Raw genomic sequence first — 22,514 nt, 5'->3', positions numbered from 1 at the left:
TTTCTTTCGCAAAAAAAAGGTGCGGGCAACTATAACCCACACCTTCTACTTTCAAATAGGACGATGCAGTTTGCCTTCGCCATTTCTAACGAAACCAAAGACAGATGCAATCATATCAACGTCGTCCTTGACATTAGAAAGGTCATCAGCAAGCGCTTTTGTAGTGTCTTTCATAAATTCTTCCAGACTCTCTACCCTCTCGTCTATCTTTTCAGATAACAACTGATAGAGTATTTTAGAGTCTGGTGACTGTAAATCCTCAAGAGTCGGATTTTCCATATAGTTCACCTCCAAACTTGTAATACACCTGACATCTATCAAAGTTATAGTCGGTCTACTAAAAGCGTTGCCTAAGAGCGTGTCATGTTATGAAAATGCGCTTTATTTTCAAAAAGTTGCTTGATTTTTAGCACATGAGATGCCATCCTAAGAGTTAACTCAACTTTTCAGGAGGACATCTCATGCGACACCATATTATCAGAGCAGCGGGGTTTTTTCAATCCGCTTTCTACGCAACCGCTCCGAAGATGACATCCGAACTCGCTGAAACCTTGCTGCTCCTTTCAACGGGACATCTCTTTGGACTTTACAATCCGAATCAAGTCGCAGATGCTCTCAGCATCTCGAAAAATAAACGCTATCGAGACCTGAAAGAGATGAGTCTTTATCAGTGGAAGTCTCTGTTAGTCGGTGTCGCCTCTACAATCGCTATTGAAGCGATCCGTCAGACTGAATCAAAGTCAGCATCGACACAATCTCGACGCTGTATCACGATAAGTGTTGATGACACCAACGACCCGCGATATGCTAAGACGCTCTCTTATGGCTATAAATGGTGGTCAACACAGCAGAAGCAGGCTATCAAAGGTCGAAATATATTGGCAATCACTCTCAAGATAGGTGATGTCATTCTCCCGTTAAACATCCGTATCGTCTCTAAACAAGGCAGAGGGAACACCGATAAACCGACGTGCTTTCGGACGATGATCCAAGAAGTTCTTGAAGTCTTCGATGCACAAGGCATTGATTTGAGAAAGTATCCAATCACCTTTGATTCTTGGTATGGCAGTAAAACTCTCATTGAAACGTTGTTAGATTTAGGATTTACTCGCATCCTTGTTCATGGTAAAAGCAACTACGTTATGGAGATTGACGCTAAAACTGCCAAACTTTCAGCACATAAGAAGACCGTGAAGTTGCTGACCCAGCAATGGGGGTGTGATAAACCCGTGCGGCGTTTTCGAGCAAAAAGTCCGACTTTTCGGCAACTCGTGCTCCTCTGCTTTTCAGCCAACGCTAAGACGCAAACAATGCTGGTCTTTGGGAGACCTTTACGCGCCGCAGAGACCCTGCATATTTGGGCCCAACACCATGGCATTGAACAGTTTTGGCGACATCTGAAGACCGATCTCCGACTTTCGGCAATGAGTTTGCATCACCGAAATGGTGCCTATGGCACATTGGGCATAAAGGTTCTCAGTTATCTCATGATACAGCAAGTCAGTCGCTCAACACGACTCACTTTTCATCACATAAAACTTCAACTTTCCGGAGATAGGCAGCTCTTGTCTGTCATCGCCGCGCATTTTCATGAACCCTACCCACAAGAACACATATAACTATTGAAACAAACAATCTTTTGAGAAATACCAGTTTAACTACGCCATCCGCAGAGGCTACATCTCTGGCTTGAAAGCCAGAGTTTTGCCTCTAAAGAATTTGATAAATTTTAGGGTTTCAAGAAAATCTGTTTGTTTGCTTCCATACTTCCACGCTTCCAATCCGGCAGCAGATCAAAACTGAAGTTTTAATGCTGAAAATCACTTTGCGTTCTACAGGACCCGTCCTTTGGGAGGTTGTGAGTTGGGATACCACCGAGAATTAGCGGGTGGTGATGGTTCGGGAGGCTGCAGAGAAGCAAACTCAGCCAACTTCGGTCGGATTTCGTCTTCCCAAATCCCTTCGACATCATCAAACGTCAACGGTGTTCGATTCGACACCTCCGCTTCATAAGCAGACAGCAACTCCTTCGTCTTTTCACCAAAATGCGCCACAATATCTGCGACCATCTGTTCTCCAACGCGACGGCTCGAGGACTCGTTGAAAGACCCCATTGCAAAATGAGGGGCGCGTGTATCATCCGTCGGCATCCGCGACATATCCACACAATCGGGAGCGACTGCCCAAAGCACAGAGGTTTCGCCGCGTCCGGCGTGTCCACCCAATCCTTTACCATCCTCGAAACGCTCAATATCCGCGCCTATGCTCATCGTCGAATACATCCGAACACCGACATGTGCCTGCATAATGTCAATCACTATTGGTACGTCTAACCGATGCGGACCCGAATGCCCCGAAAACAGAATCGCACCTTGGAACCCCAATGCATCCACCGCTCGAATGTGATAGCAAATATTCTTCAAAAACATCCACGGTGGTATCGCTGTTAGCCAGGGTCGTTCTTGATTAACTTGATTGTGTCCCCATGAACCGTAGCCACCAATCTCATGGCAGTGCCAATAAAATGGGGGTGCCACAATTCCACCGTGTGCTTCCGCCGCCTGACAGGAGCATTCGTGTGCCCGAATCGCATCCATTCCGACTGCATTGTGCCAACCGTGCGGTTCGCACAACCCATAAGGTAGATACACCATTGGACACGCCGCTAATGCCGCTTCTAACTCATCAGGAAACATCCGTTCCCATCGCACTTCATTATGTCTCATACAATACTCCTTTCCAAGAACAGAAAAATACCTCTTATAGATGCCTTATTTCAACCCTTTAGGTGCCAATTCCCCGATGGAACTTTCCAGAAGATTAGATGCTTCCGTGGGTATATGCTGAGCCGTTGGTGGAAGTGGCGTATCAAAAAAGTAGTCGGGATCAGTTTTTTGCCGCCGCCAAGTTTCGCGCATTTCTCGCCAAGCTCCGAAAAGCGTGCGCAGTTCGGGCATATCTTCGGCAAGCAGATGATGCAATTTTTTCAAATTGTAGCAGGGCACACCTGCAAACATGTGATGCTCAATGTGCCAATTCATACGCCAATACAAAAACTCTGCCAACGGATTGAGCTTGATTGACCGTGTGGATTTGCGGAAGTCAGGATCATTTTCCTTTAAACCACAATGTTGGGTCAGAGAAACGACATAGGATCCCCAGTTTGCAATGAATGCGCTGGCAGTGATGATAAGCGGAAAAACCCAATAGCCAGTAGTGAGTGAAACGACAAACAGCGTGCCGTGAAAAAGGAGTAGAACCCGAGACCACCCCATCGATTTTTTATGCTCTTCGGGTTGGTCAGTATGTAAGGATGCCAACCACTCTTGACTCGGAACCTCTGGCGGTCCCTCTTTACCAAACGCACTGCGGATGGTACAGATAACCGCAGCAATCAACCCGCCTTTGCTAAAGGTGCGACCGGGTTGCGTGAGCAAATTTATGGTGAATAGTTGGAGGACGAACAAGGAACCTAACTTGGGTTCAAGCGGGAGAAGATTTTCGCGATCGCCTTCGGGGTACAAGGTGTAGCGATGATGATAGGTATGGCTACTGGCGTAGTCAAAATGATCCCACCAACTTATGAGGCTCAGTAGGGAAAGGAAAAATTTGTTCAGCCATTTGGTACGAAACACAGTGCCGTGTCCCAATTCGTGGTTGGCTGTCCCTTTGAAAAAACTGGCGACCGTACCATGCACAAACAAGGCAATGAAAAAACCGAGCCATATCGTTTGTGACCAAAAGAAGTAAACCAAACTACCCGTCAATAACCAGAGGGCAAGATGCCCACCAGCCTGAAACCAGCCTTGCGAGTCGCTCCGTTTTGATAAATTCCGTAAGGTTGTGTGGTCTATTTTACTCCGGTACCATTTGACACGCAGCGTTTTTCGCACTTCAGCAAGAGGTTGATAAGTCATTTGAATACCCTTTTATCTCTAACGTTTGTTGACCCGTATGTAAGGCATCACACACGGGTACTAATTTGACATCTGCATTGGAAAATGGCGCATCCATGCCACACAACAGCACAAAATGGATCTTGCCATTAAAACGTAAGTTCCAGAAAAATATGGTAAAAAGAGAACCGCTTTGGTATAATTGCGGGAACTCACATTTCAGAAAAATAGCCTCTACGGATATTGTATCACTTCTCTGCGAAATTGACGATTTTTTTCTGCGTTTGAAAATATCAGGCATAACGAAGACTAAAGTAGACTTCAGATGAACCTAATGGAGGTGAATCAAATGATGCGTCTAACAGTCATAATTTTCGGTATCCTGTGCTGCCTTGCCATATCCTTGAGATACAGCAACGCTGAAATCGATCCAACAACTGCCGTTGGCGTATGGCTCTTTAACGAGACCGATGGTGACACGGCATCCGATTCCTCTGGAAACGGCAATGATGGCACACTGGAGGGTGACCCGAATTGGGTCCCCGGTGGCAAATTTGGCAACGCCCTGGAATTGGATGGTGCAGGTGATTACGTCAGCGTCCCTGACCATAAAACCTTGGATACCGAACTCAGTGAGGCACTCACAATCGTCATCTGGGTTCAAGGCACTTACAGGCCGAACGACTGGCACGGGTTAGTGACAAAAGCACAAGGATGGCAAGTCGACATGTGTTACCTGTTACAACGGGCTGCTAATGGCAAATTCGAGTTCGCGCCTTTCGGGGAAGCAGGCAATACCGTCTGGACAGCATCCAACATCCTACCTGAAGATGACACATGGTATCATGTAGCTGGTGTCTATACCGGCGAAGAAGCACAGATTTACGTTGACGGCGTGCTTTCTGGCACGCGGGTCTTTTCTGCGGACATTGCCGACACGAACGCCCCTGTAGTCATTGGAACCAATTACCCAACCGGCATTCAGCCAGTAAACGGTCTTATCGACGAGGCTGCGATTTTTAGCGTCGCTTTGGAAGAAGAAGACATCAACGCCATCATGAACGACGGCTTGGAGGAGACACTCGGTATACTCGCTGTCGAACCTTCAGACAAATTGGCAGTGACCTGGGGCGACTTAAAAGTCGGTAATGATAAATGACGGATTCCGCTGGTAGAATCCGGTGCGAAACACAATCGTTTACTTATCTATGCTATCACCTACCGTTCTCGGATTTGGTCCGGGAACGGTAGGTGAGAAATAACCATTATTCCCGCTTTTCACCGGGTTTGCGATACTTCGACGAATAGCTATCGCCATCCGGATCGTACGAAACGGATACCTGTCCATCATGCACAACGAGTCGGGGTACAGTGCGGTGGCGACCATCGCGTTCGGGTCCCCGCATGACAGCGAATTGTGCCTCCGTCATATCTTCAACCATATCGCCCCACCGATCTTGTGGGTCAATCACACCGCCACCCCAATTGGAATTTTTCGACTGATACTTAATCAGGACGCCGCGTCTCGGGATTGGATTCTTCCACGCTAAGGCACCGTGTGTGCAACCGCCGTCCATAAAGAAGAGAACATCCCCGGCTTTCATAACCGGCTGCACCACCAACCCCATCGTGTCATCACACGTCCGAATCCCGCGGGGCGATGGATACTGGGTCTTGTGAGATCCCGGCACACATGCGAAACCGCCGAGTTCTGGCTCGACATCACGCAATTGCCATGTAATGGTGACGGTCTCGCAATAACTCCGTCCGTTCTTAAAATAATAACCGCGCGATGGACTCATCGGCTCATTTCCATCGTGGAGTGAGTGCCCCGATGTGCCTTGAACAGCACAGAACACCGTCGCACCCCCTGTGCGATAGCCGCTACCGCCCATCCAATTGAGGCGATGCACGACAGCCGGATGTGCAATCATCCGCCGAAACGGTTCGTTATACGGATCGGGTAGGTCTAACAAACCCGGTAGGAGCGGCCGTCCTGTCCCGGCTTGACTGATCGAACCCCGCGCCAGTTCGCTACCAACGACGATGCGATCTTGGAATTTATCCACCGCCTCATTGGCAGCTGCCAACCACTCCTCATCCATCACACCGCGAATCACGAGATACCCGTTCAGATCCCAGAAATAAAACTCTTTTTCATCAATCCCTGAAATCGGGTCGCGGGTATAAATCGATGGATGAATGACGGATGTCCCTTCCTCGACCCACGTCTCCTCACCATCTGTATTTAGCACCGGCGACGGGCTTGACCCCTTAAACCCAGGGACATACATGACCGCTTTTTGCGCAGGCGTTGCTTCGTCAGCCCATCTCGGCAAAGCCTCGGTTTCTGCGTTGGGTCCATCGGGATTCGACTGAATTGCTGCACGTCCGGCATACCAGTAAGTTAACAACTTTTTCGATCCATTTTTCCACGGTCGAACGCCTTGGAGCGTAGCGGATGCGACTAAAAACAGATCGCCTGCCTTGAGTTCGGGTTGTATCACTAACCCCATATCATCAACACCGGTCGTCAAGTCGCGCGGGGTTTCAACATTGCTCTTGTGGCTCGCCTGCACGACAACCAATCCACCGTCTTCTTCTGCAACATCATCCAGCACCCAGATCGCTCTCACACCTTGGGAACTTCGCTGACCGTTTTGTAGAAAATAGGCTTGGGACGGATTTCTCGGCTCATCGCCACCGAAGAGGGTCATCCCGACTTCGCCTTCTCGATTTCCCAGCAGTCGCGGGGCTTGATCGAGTCGAAAACCGTGTCCGACGATCTGGTTGAGATACCACACCACTTTAGGGTGTACGAGTAGGTCGCGGAACAATTCACGATGTAGACCGCCTAAGAGCATCTCACTGTCCGCAACAGCATCTAACGCCTCGTTCAGTGCTGCCACCTCTTCCTGAGTGAGAACACCCGGAACGTGTAGGTAGCCCGCCACATCAAAAGCGTAATTCTCTTCATTGCTCATGAGTTCGTTATCCATCTGTTCCTCCTGTTATTAAACCTCGCCATCCCAGTAACTGAGACTTGGATCCTTACGGTAAATCTTTCCGACGACATAAGGCAACACCTTGTTAGAATCTGGATATTCGCTTACATCGTGAGGTGTAGTGGTTCCGAGTATAAATAACACGACTGGGGCATCACTATTATTCACAAACTTATGCGCGCCGATTGTGCCGGGCGGAAACGCAATGAAATCTCCCTCCCGCACTTCCGCATCGCCGCGTGGGGTTTTCAGCGTGCAAGCTCCTTCCATCACATAGCACATCTCTTCGCCGAAATTGTGAAAATGCATCGGGAAACTCATCTTACCGGGTAGGAGACGGATCACGCGATACCCTAAATTCTTGCCACCGATGAGCGGATCAATGTCCTTGTCCTCAAAATCATAAGGATGTGGGGCATTTTTATACTGCCACTCTACTTCATCAATATGGATACGATTGATGTAGATGTCGCGGCGCGCTTGGAGGCAGTCAACGAGGTGTTGTCGGGCATCTTTAAAGATGGAGTGTCCATCGCCAACGAGAATCGTGTTAAAGCGGAGCCCCAAAATCTTACGCAATTCGAGTGCTGCCTTAGGCGGATCAGCTAATTTTTCATCGGCGAGTAGCGTCAACGCGCCCATCGGCGCGCCTACCACCAGATCGCCGAACAGAACGGTCCCCTTCTCTGGAAAGTAGAGTGCGATTTCGCCTGGGCTTTTTCCATAACCGAGATGGACAGCATGTAAGCCAGGGACAATCGCCTCTCGATCCTGCACGGTCCTTGTGGGTCTGATGCTCAGCGCGTCAGCATCCGCTTCATGCACAATCACGTCGGCACCCGTCTGCTCCCGAAGCGCAGCGGCTTCGCGTTCATGATCGGCATTCGTCAGCACAATCGACCTCACGCCACCGAGTGCTGTCAGGTGTTCCTGATCGGCATCTGACATTGCAACCGGATCTATAAGGATATTTCCGTCAGGACGCACCCACAAATGCCCGTTAAAGTCTACCTGCCGTTCTGGACTAAAGACGCTCCAACTGTATAAATCTTCAAAAATCAAACGTTTCATTACTACATGCCTCACACATTAGTTGCTATGGGACGGCTTCAGGTTTCTCCTTTGAGACGAACCCGTAAACTTCAAGTTCGTGTATGAAGGCTTTACCCAACACTGTATACGCCACAATTCCGCCACGCCTTGGATCCCACTCACCCGCTTTCTTTTTATCTTCAGTAGTCCCGCTGATGTAGATACGGATTGTATCCGTCACAACACCACTGACGCGTGCCTCAATGACTGGACTGTCGTTGTTCTGAACCTGCAGAATTGCGCGCCAATGTCCTTCACCCTCCAATTTCTCGTATATCATACAGTTTATGATGTTAGTCCCGCGGATCGCGATCCGATGAATCGCCTTTTGCGTTGGTAAGTTTAGGTGAATCCATCTGCCATCCGCATATCCTTTCGTCTGGACATCACCGTCTATCATCTCCGGTGAAGTACAGGTAACGCCTTCCGTGACAGCGTAGTTGTAAAGCTCCTGCGGTTCAAAAATCATCTGCAATACTTTGGACTGACATCCTAAAACGATTGTAACCGCGAAAATTGCTGGTAAGATAAAGAGGTAACGTCGCATCTCCCGCCTCCTGTTGTCTGTTTCCGCTTTTGGAGAATATCATACCACATTTCCATTCTTCTTTGAACCAGAATTTTGTGAAAACCGTTGCTTTAAAACCGCATCCGACATATAATTGTATTATCTGCATCTATAGGTATAAAGGAGAAAACTATGTACAAAAGCGCGATTTTGGGGTGTCGGGGACGTGCACGCGGGCACGCTCGCGCCTATCAACACGTCAAGGGCGGTAAACTCGCTGCGATCTGCGATATGAAGGAAGACCTGCTCAACGACTTCGGCGATGAATTCGGGATTGATGCCCGTTATACCGACCTCGACGAAATGCTATCAAAAGAAAAACCGGATCTACTACACATCGTTACCGCACCCGTCCTACGAGGCAGCAACGAACGCATTCGTTATCCACTCATGAATCAAGCCTCTGAACACGGCGTGCCTGCAGCTATCGTCGAAAAACCGATTGCTGTCGAGAGTGAAGACTGGCGGCAGATCTCTGAACTCGCCGAACGCACGAAAACGAAGTTCGTCGTTAACACACAACTCAATTTCCACCCACAGAACCTCACACTCAAACAAGATGTCGCCGAAGGAAAAATCGGAGCGATTAAATTTATAGAAGCAAGCGCACGCAACCCACCCGTCGATCAGGCACCACACGTCCTACAACTCGTGTCCTCTTACATTGATAATTCGCGTCCGGTGAAGGTGCAGGGGCAAATCTCCGGAGCCGGCCAACTCGATTCGGCGCAACCTTCGCCTGCAAATGCTACAGCACTCGTCACTTACGCAAACGGCGTGCAAGCTTCAGTCGCATTCGGTCCAGAAATGGCACCCCGTGTGCTACCCGATACCTCAAACAATAGACACAAACGCGTCTGTGTGTTCGGTGAGACAGGGTTCGTCCACTGGCGGTTTGAGAGTTGGGAACGCAATCTACCGGAAACCGGCTATGAAGGCGGGGACCTAAGCTACGGCGATCAGGATGTCATCGCGCAAGGTGGACTTACCGACGCGGTTTTTGAGTGGCTTGACGATGAGAGTAAGGTACATCCGACGCATCTCAAGCAATCCCTCGCTGAATTCAACCTGCTTCTGGGCATTTACTACAGTGGACTAACGAACACAATCGTCGAATTGCCGTTTGACCCACCTGATGGTATGATTGACATGTTCAGAGAGCGGCTTTAAAAGTAGTAGGCGCACTCCGTGCGCCGTTCACCACCTTTTCAATATAAGTACGCTTTACAAAAGAAATTACACCGATGAATAACCTCATCTACATGGACAACCATGCGACAACGCCAATCGCACCCGAAGTGTTGGAAGCCATGCTGCCCCATCTCACGACCCACTTCGGCAACGCTTCCAGCACGCATCCCTTCGGCACGACGGCGAAAGACGCTGTAGAGAAGGCGCGTAACCAAGTCGCTGGCTTGCTCGGATGCTCAGCAGAAGAGATCTTCTTTACCAGTGGCGCGACTGAATCGGACAACCTCGCCATCAGGGGAATCGCCTACGCTTGTAGAGACAAGGGAAACCACATCATCACAAGCACAGCCGAACATCACGCCATCCTCGATACATGCCACGCCTTAGAGGCTGAAGGATTTAAGACGACGTACCTTCCTGTGGATAAATATGGGAGGGTCAATCCTGATGATGTTGAAGCAGCGATAACCTCAGAGACGACCGTGATGAGTTTCATGTATGCGAATAACGAGGTCGGCACGATAAACCCGATATCCGATATTGCGGTTGTGGCTGCGAAACACGGTGTGCTTTTCCATTCAGATGCCGTACAGGGGATTGGACAGTTGCCGTCGGATATGAAGGGGCTTGGTGTGGATTTGGCATCCTTGACGGCACACAAAATTTACGGTCCGAAGGGGATCGGTGCGCTTTACATCCGTCAAGGCACTCCGCAACCGCATTCGCTTTTCTACGGTGGTGGTCAGGAGTCAGGGGTGCGACCCGGCACGCTAAACGTCGCCGGGATTGTCGGTTTAGGTGCGGCGTGCGAACTTTCTAAAAGTTACATGGCATCGGGAAAAAGTAATGTGTCTACCTTACGCGGCGCACTTCATCAGAAACTCAGAGAAAACTTAGATGACATTCATCTCAACGGACACCCGAAACAACGGCTCCCGGGCAATCTGAATCTCTGTTTCGCGGGTGTGCAAAGTCACGCTTTACTGACGGGGCTTAAGCGTGTTGCGGTATCCACAGGGTCAGCATGTGATTCGGAGTCGGTGAAGGCATCACATGTCTTGGTTGCAATGGGAGTTCCGAATGAATTGGCATTGACGACCGTCCGTTTCGGCCTGGGACGCTACAATACAGCTGAAGAGGTGGATATTGTTGCTGATGAGGTTACAAAGGTTGTTAATCGGTTACGCGCTTTAGCACCTGAATAGCAAAGCGTTAGGAACTTTGTTCCGGCTGTAGTGGATTTTCTGCGGCGTGCTTAGCAATCAATTCACGCACAGCAGGAACGAGCTCGATGGGAACTTCTATCAGCACACTGGATTCATCTGCGAATGCTGCCTCGTCTTCGGCAACGGCCTCATCCTCTGTCTGCTGCTCGTAGTGTGCAATAACACTCTGGACGCGCTCTTCATCCCAACCTGGGGGAAATTCATTTTTTTTCATCGTCTGCCTTTCCTTCTTCGTCGCCGACGGTATGCCGTTAAAGGTTTTCCACTCAATTCATAAGCCGTAACCACAAAAACACTATCAGGCCGTCGATCCTCAACATAGACAACTCGTAGGTAACGACCACTTTGTGTTTGACCTATGACAACCTTCGATCGTCTACTCCCTGATCTCTTTTCAACAGGATTTAACAAGACTTCTTCTACTTCGTCTTCGGTAACACCATGGTCATAAATATGGGGCAAGCCAGTTTCGGGATCACTGTAAAAGCGAATATTCATTTACTACCTAACCGTTTTCTTGATAAGTCAAAATAATTATAGCATAGATCAAATTCAGATTGCAAAAGATATTGCCCAATTTGCAGAACTGTTGCAATTTTCCTGATAATACGCTATACTTCTATCGTCAAATTTAACGCCTATAACAGCAGGATACCCACATGTCATCCATTGCAGCCCGAACCTATCTAACCCCCGAAGAATACATCGCTGCCGAACGCAAGGCGACGCTCAAAAGCGAATACCTCAGCGGCGAGATCGTCGCAATGTCGGGTGCCAGTAATAAACATAATCTTATTACGATGAATACGGCAAATGGACTTTACAACCAAGTGACGGAACGCGGATGTAGAGTCTACGCCAGTGATATGCGCGTCGGCATTGGCGCGGGAGTCTCCTACTTCTATCCAGATATTGCTGTTACCTGTGATAGGCCCCGTTTTGAAGATGACGTTCTTGACATACTCACCAATCCGCAAGTCATTGTTGAAGTGCTTTCTGATTCAACCGAAAGCTACGACCGGGGCGAGAAATTCGCACGCTATCGCCAATTAGAATCACTGCAAGAATATATCCTAATTTCGCAGGATCAGGTCCACGTTGAGCATTATCTTCGTCAAGGCGAACGGTGGCTGCTCAGCGAATTTCGCGCGCTTGAGAACGTGTTCCCCCTCACTTCAATCGGAGCAGAACTCTCCTTGAATCAAATCTACAGATTCGTTGAATTGGAAACAGATGATACCCTCCCAGCTACCCGTAACGTCTAAAAAAGGAAACGCGCGTCGCATGCTAACCTCTGAACAACTCATCGCCTGCGGATTGGAAAAGGTAGAAGCATCAAAGATAGCAGAAACCGTCAACCGACTCATGTCAACACAGTCGCCGACAGCCTGTTGGTACGAAATATCGCGCTATATCCTCAGACCAGAACACCCCTTTGCACTCCACCAACTCCTTTACGACACCGTGTACGCCGACTTCGATCACGCAACATACGGCCCCCCACCGGCGTGGTTTCCTACCGACGAAGACATTACCGAAGCGAACATCACGCATCTTATGACGGAACTCTCCATTAAAACTTACCCTGAACTCCACGCGTGGTCAATTGCCAATCGCGATACCTTTTGGCAGATGATGATTGACAGACTGGGCATTAACGCAACTGAAACAAATACCGAAGCACAAAAAGACGCAACAGGCACTGCAACACACCTCGCGAAACTCAACATCGTCAATAGCTGCTTCAGTGCCGTCGATGATGCCATCGCGATTATTGCACAACGCGAAGGCACCGATAACCTCGTAACGCTTACCTATCACGAATTGGCATGCCTTACGAATCGAGTCGCAAATGGACTTGTAGATATTGGACTAAAACCCGGAGATGCGGTGGCGATTGATATGCCGATGAACGCTGAATCCGTTGCCATTTATCTTGGAATCGTTAAGGCAGGATGTGTTGTCGTCGGAATCGCCGACAGTTTCGCACCAGATGAGATAGCCACGCGCCTCCGCATCGGTAGAGCAAAAGCCATTTTCACGCAGGATTACATCAATAGGGCAGGGAAACACTTGCCTTTATATGAGAAAGTGATTGCTGCGAACGCACCGAAAGCCATTCTCTTTTCAAATGAAGGCAGTAATACCATCGCACAGAACGAGCGGGAGGAGGATATAACGTGGAACGACTTTCTCAGTGAAATAGAGACTTTTACTGCTGTCCCGTGCGATCCTGATGCACATACTAATATTTTATTTTCCTCTGGAACCACCGGCGAACCTAAAGCGATTCCGTGGACACATACCACCCCCATCAAATGCGCTGCGGATGCTCACCTACACCACGACATTCATGCGGGTGACGTGCTTGCGTGGTATACAAACCTCGGTTGGATGATGGGTCCATGGCTCATCTACGCAAGCCTTATCAATAAAGCGACTATCGCCTTGTACGACGGCGTACCGACAGGACGCGACTTTGGCGTATTTGTGCAGGACGCGAAAGTGAGTATGCTCGGTGTCGTGCCGACGCTTGTCCGGGCATGGAAAAATACTGACTGCATGCATGGACTTGATTGGCAGGCAATCCGAGCGTTTAGTTCAACAGGCGAATGCTCTAACCCAGAGGAAATGCTGTACCTGATGTCCTTGGCGGGTTACAAACCGGTAATTGAATACTGCGGCGGCACCGAAATCGGGGGCGGTTATGTTACTGGGACCCGGGTTCAACCCGCTGCACCTTCGACGTTCACAACACCGGCACTCGGTTTGGATTTCTTACTCTGCGATGATGAGGGAAACCCAGTTGACAACGGCGAAGTCTTTATTGTTCCGCCCTCTCTCGGTCTCTCTACAAGTCTCCTTAACGCCGATCACAATGAGGTCTACTTCGCAGGAACGCCAGGACCGAATCTGCGTCGTCACGGCGATGCACTTGAACAGTTAGGTAACGGCTTTGATACTGAACCTTGGCTGGAGGGGACTAAGTATCGGGTACTCGGTCGTGTTGACGATACGATGAATCTGAGTGGTATTAAAATAAGTTCCGCAGAGATTGAGGAAGTCCTTAATGTCGTCAGCGAAATCCAAGAGACCGCAGCGGTTGCCGTCTCACCAAAAGACGGGGGAGCGAGCCAACTCGTCATCTATGCCGTGCTGATACAACCCGAATCGGCACCCACAAAACAGGAACTTCACACCATGTTGCAAGCCTCACTTTCCGAACACCTCAATCCGTTGTTTAGGATTCACGATGTCGTTATCGTAGACGCGTTACCGCGAACCGCTTCTAACAAGGTGATGCGTCGCCTTTTGCGCCAGCAAGCGATGTGACCTTTTCAAAAAGATTGACTTATGGAATTTTTTTAGGTATACTTAACAGACACCCGAGTGACATACACTTGTTCTTTCAATCACTTTGTGGAAAAGGAGATGTTCTCATGGAAACGTATCCGAATTCACGCCACATCCCTTACGCTCCCACAGAAACTGCCGACCTATATCCTGAATCGGATGGAAAACCTATGGCTGAAACGGATATGCACGCAGTGGCTATCATCGACTTGCGGCAACGTTTTGACGGCTTCTTCGCGGATAACCCGGATACTTATGTCTCCGGGACTCTCATGATGTATGATATAGAGGGTCCCGGCCGCACCGCCGTCTCGCCCGATATCCTCGTCTCTTTCGGCATAGGCAAGAAACTCCGCCGCACCTATAAGGCGTGGGAAGAGGGGAAGCCGCCAGACTTCGTGATGGAGTTTTCGAGCAAAGGGACGTTTCAAAATGACTTAGGGCATAAAAAGGCACATTACGCGTCAATGGGAATACCGGAGTATTTTCTCTGCGATATAGATAGACGCTATTTGCCGACACCGCTGATGGGGTTTCGCCTCAAAGATGGAACTTATGAGCGAATACCCGAGAACGCAGATGGTAGTATCCCTTCTGTGACGTTAGGCGTATCGTTCCATCTGTTAGATGAGGGGTTAGCCGTTTATGAGGAGACGACAGGACGCTGGCTGCAAACCCCTGCAGAGGCTGCAGAGGCAGCAGAGCAGCGCGTTGAACAAGAAGCCGCCGCACGCGCGCGTGAAGCCGCCGCACGCGCGCGTGAAGCCGCCGCACGCGCGGAAGCGGAAGCGGAAGTCTCACGCCTGCGTGAAGAACTCGAGCGTCTCAAAGCACGCTTGTCAGATGACTAACGCTTCGTGAGCGAGGTCCAAAAATTGTCCAAAATTTCATATTATTTTAGCGAATTAACTATTTGTAATGGAGACCCCAATGGAAAAACAGTTCAAAGTTAGAGCAGCGCACTGCGATTATCGTGCCACGGAAGAGGAAATCTATCAGACGCTCCGCCGTATCACTGACCCGCTCACTCGCGCTTGGAAACCGATTGAAACCGCCAAGAAGGTAGTCATGAAATTCAATATGATGAAGCCCCCTGAGCGGATTATCTACTACGAAGGGCGTCGCCGAGAATTAGTAGACGATGCCACCTGCCGCGCCGTTCTGCGACTCATCAAGGAACACACCACGGCGCAGCTTGTCGCTACCGATACGAATCCGTATACCCACGGGCATCGGATGCCTCCAAACTTCAACTACCTACACCACCTAAAAGAATTCGACGTACAATTCGTCGATTCCAACCTACCGCCGTTTAAGACCTACGACGTTCCGGGTGGCGGCTCCATGTTCAATCGCTATACACTGAGTGCTTGCTTCGACGATGCCGATGCGGTCGTCTCTGTGGCAAAGATGAAGAACCACGCTTTCATGGGTATCACCCTATGCACAAAGAATCTCTTCGGATTGCCACCAATGATCCTCCCCGAAGGCAGAACTCGGAGTTATTACCACCACCTCATCCGTCTCTCCTACGTACTCCCGGATTTGGCACTCATCACAAAGCCGTGCCTCAACATCATCGATGCATTGACGGGACAGTGGGGACGCGAGTGGGGCGGTGAAGGCAGAATCTGTAATGCTCTCGTTGCTGGTGATCACCCAATCACTACGGATGCTGTCGGTATGCACCTGATGGGGCACGATCCGCAGTCCGACTGGCCCACACCTCCGTTCAAACGCGATCGGAACCATATCCTCATCGCTGCACAACGTGGATATGGGACTGTCAACCTCAATGAGATTGATTGGGAGAGCGAAGTCACGGCACCTTTGGCGGAGTTTGATTCAGTAGAAACGGACACGCCAGAAACGGTCGCTAACTGGCGACGGACGACGTGTGAACAAGGGTTAGTCTATCAAGAAAACCAGAGAGACCTTATCGACCGGTATCGCGATAACTTCATCTATATGCAAGACGGTCAAGTCGTCTGGAGCGGACCGGATCCGTCGAATCTCGGCAGCCGTCGGCAGTTGAGTGGTGACAAGAAGGACAGCGCACTCTGGCTGAAACTTGTCGATGCCGAAGAGCACGAAGGCGAACGCTTTAACGTCTATGAAGATTGTCTGAAACCCTTTGCTGCATAATTTCCTCTGTCTGAATCGCGGATTATCACAGATGACACGGATGACGCGGATTTTAAGAGGCTTCTGCATTAACGTTCTTTATCTCGCAAGGAGGGGTGCCTCTGGAGAGAAAAAGGATCTGGTAGGCGAGGTTCCGAACCGTTCACCTAACATCTGGTAGGCGAGGTTTTGCAGCGTACACGCTCCCGGGGAATGCCCTAAGGCATGAATACCCGGTGAAGTCCATACGGACTTCATACCGTTGATTCTGATTCATGCGATGTGCATTCCTAACCTCGCCTATTAAAGGAGAACACAAAATGGGTATCACCAACGCACAGAAGAAACAGTTAGACGAGCAGGGATGCATCGTCATCCCAGATGTGCTCTCCGATGCGGAGATTGAAGTCTACAGAGCCGATATACTTCGACTGGCAGCGGAAGAGAAGCAGAACGGATTGGCGCGCCAACACACCGATGGGTATGGGCAGCACGTCCGCTGGTTAGTAAACAAAGGACAGATGTACGAGAAGCTTGTCGCCCATCCCAAGGTAATGCCGTTCTTTGAACACCTGCTCGGTTCCGACTATACACTCAGCACACTCACCTCCAACATCATCGCCCCGGGGGCAACTGATGGCGGCTACCACGTCGATCATATCGTAGGAACAATGCCGGAACCGCTCCCCAGTTTCCCGTTGGTCGCTAACAGTCTCTGGCTTCTCGACGATTTCACGCCAGAAAACGGCGGCACACGTCATGTCCCGGGCATCCATCTCCATCGGAAAAAACCGCCTCCCGGCACGACCTACCATCCCGACGAAGTCCGGTTATCTGCTCCGAAAGGCTCTGTGTTCCTGTTCAACGGTGCAATTTGGCACTCTGCGGGTGCGAATAAAACCGACAAACAACGTATCGCGTTAATATGTTTCTGTTGTCGTTCTTTTGTGAAGCCGATGTTCGATTTTGTGCATCACCTGAAACCGGAAGTCGTTGAACGCGCTACACCAACGATGCGTCGGATTTATGGATTCGATTCCCAACCGCAACCGCCGGATCAGCCCGCGAGGTAACAGGAAATACCATGCCAAACCGACGCGAAACAACAATTACAAATGAATTGGTGAACATCTTACGGAACATGCGTCACGGATGGGAACTCGAAACAGAAGTCAACGCCTTCATCAAAGGCAACAGTGAACTCGACGCACTCGTGATTGAACGCGGCAGAGAACCCATCGGCATCGAAGCCAAATTCGCCACAACTACCAACGCCAAAAACCTCATCAAACAAGCCGAAACCAGACTCGTCTACGAACTCGAAGCCGAATACCATACCGCCACGAAAACCCTGAACAACGTCATGGCGATTCTGTATCCTGAGCGTTTTAAGACGATGCCGGGACGCGACATCAATCTGCAACTCCGTGAGGCGGACGACCTACAATACAAACTCATCAGTACTCTCAGAGGCACCGTCGGACACTTTCCTAAAAATGGATGGGCAACAGGCACAGTGGGAGACATTGCCAATGCGCTGCACGTCGGCGCAATGCCTAACTCTCAACTCGAACAGGCAGCAAAGGACTTAGAATATAGCATTGACAGCGCAGCCCACCTCCTTGAAGACGCAATCGCCGATCATCGTGCTATTGGGACCAAAATTGAGACGATTCTTCACCAAGAAGTTTTCTCCAAAGATAAAAATGACGAAGAAGAAAAACTTAATTTACAGACCCTCCGCATGGCAGCCCTGATTATCACGGATGCCTTCATTTTTCAGAGTTCGCTTGCTGGCAAAGCAGAGATGGAATCCGTCCGTTCACTTCGGCAACTCCTGCCAACAATTGACTACGCCGATGTTATCGCCGACTGGAACACTATCCTAAAAGTCAATTACCGTCCTATTTTTGAAGATGCTCGCTATCTCGTTGAGGCACTCGCCACTGATGATAGGTTAGTCAAACCCGTCTTAACCCTCCTCTGCGAAGCAGCCAGAGACCTCGTTGACACCGGAATCGCACAGATTCACGAACTCGCTGGCATCGTTTTCCAAAAACTCATCACCGATAGGAAATATGTTAAGGCGAATTACACCTTACCAGAAAGTGCCGTACTGCTGTCAACGCTTGTGTTGCCTGAACTGCCCAAAGGTAAACTTCCGAAAGTGGCGGATTTTGCTTGTGGAACGGGAGCACTTCTTAATGGAGTTTATCAGCGTATCCTATCTCTGTATGAACAGCAAGGTGGGAACGGTAAAAATATTCATCAGCGGATGCTTGAGGAAAACATCGGTGGTGCAGACATTATGCCCAACGCGACACACTTGACAGCAGCTGCGCTTGCAAGCACACATGCAGATACCAAAATCGCTGGCACCCGGATACTTACAGCACCATACGGACTTATGGATGATGGCAGTTACGCAATTGGCTCATTGGAGTTGCTTGATGATGTATCGCTATTGGACATTGATGCTGAACAAATTGGGGGCGAGGAGAATACGGTAGTTAAACTCCAGCAGGCGTTCCAGCACGGTGAATTCGATGTGGTTATTCAAAATCCACCTTTCACGAGACCAGGAGCAGATAGCAACACTGAAGTCCCAAAGTCTACATTCCAAGGGTATGATCGTCCAAACGAAGACCAGAAAGCAATGCAGGCTGCCTTGAAACCTAAAGACAGAAGAGTAGCATCGGGCATTTCTGAATTTGCGCCCAATTTCGTTGATCTTGCGGACAAGAAACTTAAGCGTGGTGGGACGATGGGATTTATTCTACTGTTGACAGTATTGAGGTCACCTATTACACAGAAAATTAGGGATATGTGGGCAACCGAATATCACAACGTAGTCGTGATTACTATACCTAAAAGGAAGGCGGAGGATTGTGCCTTCTCTGCAGATACCAAAAAGGCGGAGTGTATTGTCGTCGCAACGAAGGGCATCGGGGAAAATACAGGCCGCGGGAAATTTGTTTGTCTAAAACAGCGCCCCCAAAAACCACTTGAAGCCATGGAAATCGCAAATCAGATCCTTCGGAGTAAAAGCATTCGGAAACTCGAAGATGCTCCAAACGGTGGTGATATTATCAGTATGGGAGATACAAACAATGGGCAAATGCTAGATTGTCCCATTAAAGATGGCGTAGAGTGGGTTGCAACACGGGCGCGATCAATGGCATTGCTACAGAGTGCACACAAACTTGCTGGTGGAGAATTACATCTTCCGATGGCAAGAGAACCTATTCCGATTGACATCTGCAGAATGCAAGATATAGCAAAAATTGGATCAGCTGACCTGTACAGAAAAGACGGACCATTTATTATGGTAGAAGGATGGGAACCTAACAGTGATGGTTACGATGCGTTATGGAAAGTTAACGCGCCTTTACAACGAACCATGGTTGCCTTGCCAGACTCTAAAGCGATACCTCGTTCAACTGAAAACGCTACAGTTAAACGAGCCTTAGACTGCATGAGTAAAACCCATTATCATATCAATCTGAGATTTACTTCAAATTCAATTATATCCTCCTTTACTCAGGATCCCTCCATTGGGATCCGATCAATGATAAATGTTTTACTCAACGACTCGCGACACGAAATTGCGTGGACATTGTGGTGCAACTCAACATTAGGCTTTTTCTGCCACTGGTTACACAGCAGTAAACAGGATATGGGACGCGGAACACTGCGCCAGCAGACATTAAAAACACTACCAACGTTAGATGTTCGTAAACTCTCTGAAAAACAGTTAGCAAATGCTGATACACTCTTTGAACGTTTGAAGTATAAGCGGATGCTACCCGTCAACGAGTGCGCCCACGATTCTGTCCGACACGAATTGGATACCGACCTACTGACGGAAGTACTTGGCATTAAAGATATAGGTGTCCTCGCATCTATGCAGACTTTGCGTGAGATGCTTTGCGCTGAACCAAGTATCCAAGGTGAGAAAAAGGATCCATGCAATCTTGATGCAGAGTTGGCGAAGCTTAAGCTGAAGGGGATTCCTTTTCCGAGTTGGTATGTTGAGGAATAAGGATTTCATTTTGAAACATATTTTAGAATTGCTACGACCCTCTAAAAATAAAAAGACGACGAAAATGCCTGAGAAATGCAGTCAATGCAAAAAACCAGCGATATTGGAAGTAGCGGATAACCATCTTTGTGTAGACTGTTATTCAAAGCTTCAACAGGCTAATTACCTTGATTGGGTTATAGAGGCCTCAATATTGAATTATCAAAATGAAGAATTAGAACATAGCATAGGTTTGGGGTATAAAAAAGGACGCATTCATATACCTATGCCAAATACAATAAAAACAGGGGATTTTATGTATCATAATATACGAGTTGATAATAGCGTTGTAGGGACCATTAACACTGGAAATATTGGAAAACTTGATGTTAATATGCACGCAATGCGAGCTGAAAACAAACGAGAATTAGCCGATATACTCCAACAACTTACTCAAGCTATTTTAGATGCCACTGACATTAAAGCAGAAGATAAGAACTCAGCACTTGAGTGGCTATCATTTTTGTCAAATCAAGCTCTTACTCCAAAGTCAGAATTGCAGCCGACCATGGGACAAACTGCTATTTCCGCCTTAGAAAAAATATTAACGAATACCGGAAGCGTTGCTTCTATTTGGTCTGTTGCTGAACCACTTCTGAAAAATTTATTCTAAATTGAGAGATTGGATTGCAAGGGAACTATTACATAGGAGATTTAGAATGTCAGATAACGCTGGTTTAAAACTAATAAAGCAGGTTATAGAATATGGTTCTATAATAGGTAGTCCCCTTGCGTCAAACACTTTACAAGGCATAATCCCAGAAGAGGTCCTTGAAATAGGAATTCCCACATTAGCCAATTCGTTGAAAAATATTGGACAGGAATATGCCGAGCGCATGTTGAGTCCGAGAGAAAATTTGCGGGTAGGTAGTGCATTAATATTGGCAGCTGAAGGCATTCGCGAACGTTTAAAAAACGAGAACCCCCGTGAGGATGGTTTTTTCGATAAAAATCATACGGGAAGGGCGGACGCTGAAGAAGTGCTGGAAAATATGGTATTGAAAGTTCAGAGAGAACCAGAGGAAAAGAAGGCTCGATATATCGCAAAGATTTATGAGAATAGTGTTTTTGAGCAGGAAATCAGTGCAGATTTGAGTCATAAAATCATAAAATCTGCTGAGCAACTTACCTACCAGCATCTTTGTATTTTGAGCATGGTTGGTAGGAGAGAGAAGGGAGAAGACGCACTTAGAGATTTGCAACTTAATCCTCAACTTGATCATCCATTGGAACTATCCAAATTACTGCACGATTGTTTTGAACTCGTCACGAATGGATATATTCAGGGCGGACTTACATTCATTTTCAATGGACGACTACCACAATATGAAACTCTTAACCCTAATAGCATGCTACTTGAAAGTATCGGGAAAGCCATTTTCGACTTGATGAATCTTCAAGATATATCTGAAAAAGATATAAAACCTATAGCCAAACTGTTGGGTTGGGAAAAGAAAACCGCATCTGAAAGCGGAGAAGTATCATGGAATCCTAAAATGTGATTTAGTCAGGATATTATGAATATGGAACGTTTACCGAAGTCTAAAAAGTAAGGCAATGTTTAGGTAGTGTCCGGTGCGGTTAGGAAACCGCACCTACCTATTATGGGCTGCAACTGATACTAACACGTGCCGCCCCGCTGGGGCTAAGGCGTATGGAACGTTTTTCTATAAACATGCCGCCGCTACGAGGCTAAAGAGTGGAAAACGAAATATGCCTGAAAAAGTTGTAAAAATCCCTTGATATACCAGCGGATTTATGGCATAATTATTAGAAGTTTGAATAATTTCACATTGCGAAAACTTGCCCGAAACTCAACGCGATTGTAAGGATTCATGAGATCAGCCCATTATACCGATAATGTTCTTATAAATTGTCCTTTCGACTCAGCATATAAACCATTTAGGACTTACGCAATATTAATAGAAATAGTAGGATTTTGCAGTTGCTGTCGGATGTAATCCTCAAGTAAACTTG

At 48.3% G+C, this 22,514-nt stretch carries 21 protein-coding genes; 12 read left to right on the top strand and 9 right to left on the bottom strand.

What is annotated here, in order from left to right:
• Positions 1–51: 51 nt before the first annotated feature.
• Positions 52–279: a hypothetical protein gene (locus tag OXN25_15060; protein MDE0426176.1), complete on the bottom strand. Its 228-nt coding sequence runs from the start codon at positions 277–279 to the stop codon at positions 52–54.
• Between the two features lie 182 nt (positions 280–461).
• On the opposite strand from OXN25_15060, the gene OXN25_15055 reads away from it, so the two are divergent.
• The gene (locus OXN25_15055; GenBank protein ID MDE0426175.1) at positions 462–1,619 is read left to right on the top strand and encodes a transposase; all 1,158 of its coding nucleotides are present in this window, start codon (positions 462–464) and stop codon (positions 1,617–1,619) included.
• 213 nt (positions 1,620–1,832) lie between these two features.
• On the opposite strand, the gene OXN25_15050 is transcribed toward OXN25_15055, so the two are convergent.
• Both OXN25_15050 and OXN25_15045 read right to left on the bottom strand, forming a co-directional pair.
• Complete coding sequence (locus tag OXN25_15050; GenBank protein ID MDE0426174.1) at positions 1,833–2,726, bottom strand: creatininase family protein; 894 nt, start codon at positions 2,724–2,726, stop codon at positions 1,833–1,835.
• 45 nt (positions 2,727–2,771) lie between these two features.
• Positions 2,772–3,917, bottom strand: coding sequence for a fatty acid desaturase (locus tag OXN25_15045; protein ID MDE0426173.1), 1,146 nt, complete (start codon positions 3,915–3,917; stop codon positions 2,772–2,774).
• A gap of 328 nt (positions 3,918–4,245) precedes the next feature.
• Between OXN25_15045 and OXN25_15040 the strand changes: the two genes are divergently transcribed.
• A complete protein-coding gene (locus OXN25_15040; protein ID MDE0426172.1) occupies positions 4,246–5,055 on the top strand; it encodes a LamG domain-containing protein in 810 nt (269 codons plus the stop codon).
• A 106-nt stretch (positions 5,056–5,161) separates the two neighbouring features.
• On the opposite strand, the gene OXN25_15035 is transcribed toward OXN25_15040, so the two are convergent.
• The 3 genes from OXN25_15035 to OXN25_15025 are packed head-to-tail and all read right to left on the bottom strand — an operon-like array spanning position 5,162 to position 8,540.
• Positions 5,162–6,895, bottom strand: a complete 1,734-nt coding sequence (locus OXN25_15035; protein MDE0426171.1) for a phytanoyl-CoA dioxygenase family protein — start codon at positions 6,893–6,895, stop codon at positions 5,162–5,164.
• Between the two features lie 15 nt (positions 6,896–6,910).
• On the bottom strand, positions 6,911–7,972 hold the full coding sequence (locus tag OXN25_15030) for a cupin domain-containing protein (protein MDE0426170.1): 1,062 nt from the start codon (positions 7,970–7,972) through the stop codon (positions 6,911–6,913).
• 25 nt (positions 7,973–7,997) lie between these two features.
• Positions 7,998–8,540 (bottom strand): hypothetical protein, encoded by a 543-nt coding sequence (locus OXN25_15025; protein ID MDE0426169.1) that lies wholly within the window; start codon positions 8,538–8,540, stop codon positions 7,998–8,000.
• Positions 8,541–8,693: 153 nt separating this feature from the next.
• Between OXN25_15025 and OXN25_15020 the strand changes: the two genes are divergently transcribed.
• Together OXN25_15020 and OXN25_15015 are read left to right on the top strand one after the other, a co-directional pair.
• The gene (locus tag OXN25_15020) at positions 8,694–9,731 is read left to right on the top strand and encodes a Gfo/Idh/MocA family oxidoreductase (GenBank protein MDE0426168.1); all 1,038 of its coding nucleotides are present in this window, start codon (positions 8,694–8,696) and stop codon (positions 9,729–9,731) included.
• A 74-nt stretch (positions 9,732–9,805) separates the two neighbouring features.
• On the top strand, positions 9,806–10,957 hold the full coding sequence (locus tag OXN25_15015; GenBank protein ID MDE0426167.1) for a cysteine desulfurase family protein: 1,152 nt from the start codon (positions 9,806–9,808) through the stop codon (positions 10,955–10,957).
• Positions 10,958–10,964: 7 nt separating this feature from the next.
• Here the strand turns inward: OXN25_15015 and OXN25_15010 are convergent, their stop codons facing one another.
• Both OXN25_15010 and OXN25_15005 read right to left on the bottom strand, forming a co-directional pair.
• On the bottom strand, positions 10,965–11,192 hold the full coding sequence (locus OXN25_15010) for a hypothetical protein (GenBank protein MDE0426166.1): 228 nt from the start codon (positions 11,190–11,192) through the stop codon (positions 10,965–10,967).
• Positions 11,189–11,476, bottom strand: coding sequence for a DUF4258 domain-containing protein (locus tag OXN25_15005; protein ID MDE0426165.1), 288 nt, complete (start codon positions 11,474–11,476; stop codon positions 11,189–11,191). The genes OXN25_15010 and OXN25_15005 overlap by 4 nt, the downstream gene beginning before the upstream one ends.
• A 161-nt stretch (positions 11,477–11,637) precedes the next feature.
• Here OXN25_15005 and OXN25_15000 point away from each other — a divergent pair, with 161 nt between their 5' ends.
• The 4 genes from OXN25_15000 (at position 11,638) to OXN25_14985 (ending at position 16,477) form a co-directional block, all read left to right on the top strand.
• Positions 11,638–12,243, top strand: coding sequence for a Uma2 family endonuclease (locus OXN25_15000; protein ID MDE0426164.1), 606 nt, complete (start codon positions 11,638–11,640; stop codon positions 12,241–12,243).
• A gap of 19 nt (positions 12,244–12,262) precedes the next feature.
• Positions 12,263–14,311 (top strand): AMP-binding protein, encoded by a 2,049-nt coding sequence (locus tag OXN25_14995; protein ID MDE0426163.1) that lies wholly within the window; start codon positions 12,263–12,265, stop codon positions 14,309–14,311.
• Between the two features lie 107 nt (positions 14,312–14,418).
• On the top strand, positions 14,419–15,183 hold the full coding sequence (locus OXN25_14990) for a Uma2 family endonuclease (protein MDE0426162.1): 765 nt from the start codon (positions 14,419–14,421) through the stop codon (positions 15,181–15,183).
• Positions 15,184–15,262: 79 nt separating this feature from the next.
• Entirely contained in the window at positions 15,263–16,477 is a 1,215-nt protein-coding gene (locus OXN25_14985; GenBank protein MDE0426161.1) for a DUF362 domain-containing protein, read from the top strand.
• 78 nt (positions 16,478–16,555) lie between these two features.
• Here the strand turns inward: OXN25_14985 and OXN25_14980 are convergent, their stop codons facing one another.
• Entirely contained in the window at positions 16,556–16,714 is a 159-nt protein-coding gene (locus tag OXN25_14980; protein MDE0426160.1) for a hypothetical protein, read from the bottom strand.
• A 62-nt stretch (positions 16,715–16,776) separates the two neighbouring features.
• Between OXN25_14980 and OXN25_14975 the strand changes: the two genes are divergently transcribed.
• Genes OXN25_14975 through OXN25_14960 form a run of 4 tightly spaced genes read left to right on the top strand, consistent with a single transcriptional unit; the run spans position 16,777 to position 22,039 of the window.
• A complete protein-coding gene (locus tag OXN25_14975; protein ID MDE0426159.1) occupies positions 16,777–17,529 on the top strand; it encodes a phytanoyl-CoA dioxygenase family protein in 753 nt (250 codons plus the stop codon).
• An 11-nt stretch (positions 17,530–17,540) separates the two neighbouring features.
• Positions 17,541–20,498 carry a hypothetical protein gene (locus OXN25_14970; GenBank protein MDE0426158.1) on the top strand — a complete coding sequence of 986 codons (2,958 nt, stop codon included), beginning with the start codon at positions 17,541–17,543 and terminating at the stop codon, positions 20,496–20,498.
• A gap of 10 nt (positions 20,499–20,508) precedes the next feature.
• Positions 20,509–21,150, top strand: coding sequence for a hypothetical protein (locus OXN25_14965; GenBank protein ID MDE0426157.1), 642 nt, complete (start codon positions 20,509–20,511; stop codon positions 21,148–21,150).
• Positions 21,151–21,196: 46 nt separating this feature from the next.
• Entirely contained in the window at positions 21,197–22,039 is an 843-nt protein-coding gene (locus OXN25_14960; GenBank protein ID MDE0426156.1) for a hypothetical protein, read from the top strand.
• Positions 22,040–22,514: the final 475 nt, after the last annotated feature.

The sequence above is a fragment of the Candidatus Poribacteria bacterium genome, from assembly GCA_028820845.1.
Classification (GTDB): Bacteria; Poribacteria; WGA-4E; order WGA-4E; family WGA-3G; genus WGA-3G.
The sequence above is the reverse complement of the archived record's forward strand: the minus strand, read 5'-3'. Positions and strand labels throughout refer to the sequence as shown.

Bases quoted from the DNA above. Each gene is read 5' to 3' on its own strand.
- OXN25_15060 (MDE0426176.1), bottom strand. From the start codon at position 279: ATGGAAAATCCGACTCTTGAGGATTTACAGTCACCAGACTCTAAAATA.
- OXN25_15055 (MDE0426175.1), top strand. From the start codon at position 462: ATGCGACACCATATTATCAGAGCAGCGGGGTTTTTTCAATCCGCTTTC.
- OXN25_15050 (MDE0426174.1), bottom strand. From the start codon at position 2,726: ATGAGACATAATGAAGTGCGATGGGAACGGATGTTTCCTGATGAGTTA.
- OXN25_15045 (MDE0426173.1), bottom strand. From the start codon at position 3,917: ATGACTTATCAACCTCTTGCTGAAGTGCGAAAAACGCTGCGTGTCAAA.
- OXN25_15040 (MDE0426172.1), top strand. From the start codon at position 4,246: ATGATGCGTCTAACAGTCATAATTTTCGGTATCCTGTGCTGCCTTGCC.
- OXN25_15035 (MDE0426171.1), bottom strand. From the start codon at position 6,895: ATGGATAACGAACTCATGAGCAATGAAGAGAATTACGCTTTTGATGTG.
- OXN25_15030 (MDE0426170.1), bottom strand. From the start codon at position 7,972: ATGAAACGTTTGATTTTTGAAGATTTATACAGTTGGAGCGTCTTTAGT.
- OXN25_15025 (MDE0426169.1), bottom strand. From the start codon at position 8,540: ATGCGACGTTACCTCTTTATCTTACCAGCAATTTTCGCGGTTACAATC.
- OXN25_15020 (MDE0426168.1), top strand. From the start codon at position 8,694: ATGTACAAAAGCGCGATTTTGGGGTGTCGGGGACGTGCACGCGGGCAC.
- OXN25_15015 (MDE0426167.1), top strand. From the start codon at position 9,806: ATGAATAACCTCATCTACATGGACAACCATGCGACAACGCCAATCGCA.
- OXN25_15010 (MDE0426166.1), bottom strand. From the start codon at position 11,192: ATGAAAAAAAATGAATTTCCCCCAGGTTGGGATGAAGAGCGCGTCCAG.
- OXN25_15005 (MDE0426165.1), bottom strand. From the start codon at position 11,476: ATGAATATTCGCTTTTACAGTGATCCCGAAACTGGCTTGCCCCATATT.
- OXN25_15000 (MDE0426164.1), top strand. From the start codon at position 11,638: ATGTCATCCATTGCAGCCCGAACCTATCTAACCCCCGAAGAATACATC.
- OXN25_14995 (MDE0426163.1), top strand. From the start codon at position 12,263: ATGCTAACCTCTGAACAACTCATCGCCTGCGGATTGGAAAAGGTAGAA.
- OXN25_14990 (MDE0426162.1), top strand. From the start codon at position 14,419: ATGGAAACGTATCCGAATTCACGCCACATCCCTTACGCTCCCACAGAA.
- OXN25_14985 (MDE0426161.1), top strand. From the start codon at position 15,263: ATGGAAAAACAGTTCAAAGTTAGAGCAGCGCACTGCGATTATCGTGCC.
- OXN25_14980 (MDE0426160.1), bottom strand. From the start codon at position 16,714: ATGAAGTCCGTATGGACTTCACCGGGTATTCATGCCTTAGGGCATTCC.
- OXN25_14975 (MDE0426159.1), top strand. From the start codon at position 16,777: ATGGGTATCACCAACGCACAGAAGAAACAGTTAGACGAGCAGGGATGC.
- OXN25_14970 (MDE0426158.1), top strand. From the start codon at position 17,541: ATGCCAAACCGACGCGAAACAACAATTACAAATGAATTGGTGAACATC.
- OXN25_14960 (MDE0426156.1), top strand. From the start codon at position 21,197: ATGTCAGATAACGCTGGTTTAAAACTAATAAAGCAGGTTATAGAATAT.